The organism is Heyndrickxia coagulans DSM 1 = ATCC 7050 (assembly GCF_000290615.1).
Classification (GTDB): Bacteria; Bacillota; Bacilli; order Bacillales; family Bacillaceae_C; genus Weizmannia; species Weizmannia coagulans.
In genome coordinates, this window is the sequence record NZ_ALAS01000059.1 from 1 (window position 1) to 1,654 (window position 1,654).

2 protein-coding genes are annotated in these 1,654 nt (G+C 45.5%); both read right to left on the bottom strand.

Annotation, left to right across the window (positions count from 1 at the left end):
- Positions 1 to 1,109: DDE-type integrase/transposase/recombinase (locus tag IC21_RS02385; RefSeq protein WP_035180394.1), on the bottom strand; the 1,109-nt coding region annotated here is incomplete at its 3' end.
- Positions 1,110 to 1,254: 145 nt separating this feature from the next.
- Positions 1,255 to 1,654 (bottom strand): hypothetical protein (locus IC21_RS02390; RefSeq protein ID WP_235801096.1); only part of this gene is annotated, 400 nt, incomplete at its 5' end.

Consider the following 1,654-nt stretch of genomic DNA (forward strand, 5'->3'; position numbering starts at 1 on the left):
AAGGAGGAGTCCACATCATATTGATTTCCTTCCAGTTCAATAATGGCCGTTTTTCGAACCGTTCTTTCTTCTTCCCAAAGGAAAATATTCTTTAACAATTCGGCGGGCAGGTGACGGGTATGATCTTCCTTCGCTTCATATCGCTTTTTAGGCGTTTGTTTCGTACTGCGATGGATGCGGTTATCATATGCCTCCAGCCAAGACCTTAAGTACTCATTTAACTGTTTCAATGTCGTGAGCTTCTCCTGGTTAATTAACAGGTTGGCCTCCTCGGTAAAGCTACTGTCTACAAATTGGAAAAACTTCTCAATTTTTCCTTTTGATTCTGGAGAGTAAGGTTTTGCATGAATGAGCTTCGTTCCCATTCTTGCGCACATAATCTGAAACTGCTTGGCACTATAAACGGATCCATTGTCACAGAAGAACAGATTCGGAACGCCAAACTTCAACACAGCTTTTTGAACACAGCGTTCCAGGCGCGGATATCTTTCCTCCAAGAAAAACTCGGCATGCATGATTCTCCGGCTATGGTCATCGATGATCGCGATAAGATAGACCTTTTTTCGCTTTTCCGGATTTTTAGGGTCGGGCAGATAGAGAGTGTGCTGTGTATCTGCCTGCCAGCAGTCATTGGGCAGATCATGTTCAAATTGTCGGAATTCCTTTCTAACTTTGGAGTAGATATCCCTTTTACTCCACCCCATCTCCTGAAAGTAACGCGACAGGGTCCTTGGTTTGATGGCCCCAATCGGGGCTCTCTTCTCCAGCTCAAGAATTCGGATCACCTGTTCCACACTTCGGCTGGGCAATTCCTTCCGCAGGTCAATCGCCCGCTTGAGCACTTCCGGATCCTGATTCCGAAGACTGCCCTGACTTTTCCGCTCCTGTGGCTTCAAGCCTTCAAATCCATTTTCTTCATAAGCTTGGAGATACCTCTCAAGGGATCGGATACTCACCGTTGTCCTTTCACTGCCCGGAATCGTGTACCGTTGGCCAGCAATTTCCCTCAAAAGGGCATACCTCTCCCCGGGCTTCAGCTGCCGTTGAACGATTGGGGCAATTAAACCAAATCGAAAGGCAGCCACTTCATTTCGCAGCGTCTCATTCATCTCATTTTCTCCTCTCATTCCATAAAATAGAAAACAACCTCCATTTTCCCCGACTTTTAACCTCGGGGATAGAGACAGATTTTGTGGAGCAAGAAAATGGAAAATAAGGAACTAATATGTAAATGGTCCGACATGGCCTTTGACCTTAATTGTGGTAGAAGGGCTGGCGGAGATTGATCGTAGAAAATAGCCTCCCCTTAGAGGGGACAGATCCAATTTCCGCAAAAAAGAAGGAAAGAAGAAGCTGAATTTCCTCATCAGAACGGATTCCTTCTCGGTAAAGGGATAGAAAACTTTCCCCTTCTTGAAATTCGGATGCCCATTTCTTCCGTTGATCAATCCACCATTTCCCCCAAAATTCCAGAAATCGGTGTTTCCAACGGTATAATGTTTTTAAAGAGACCTCTGAAACAGAAGGAGTCGTCAGCCTTTGGGCCAACTGGCCAATAGGCACACCTTCCATCAGCCACCTCCCCAAAAATTCATAAATATGATTCGCGAACCGTGCCCATGGGGAAGTAAAGCAAGGCATTAATGAAAAGGTT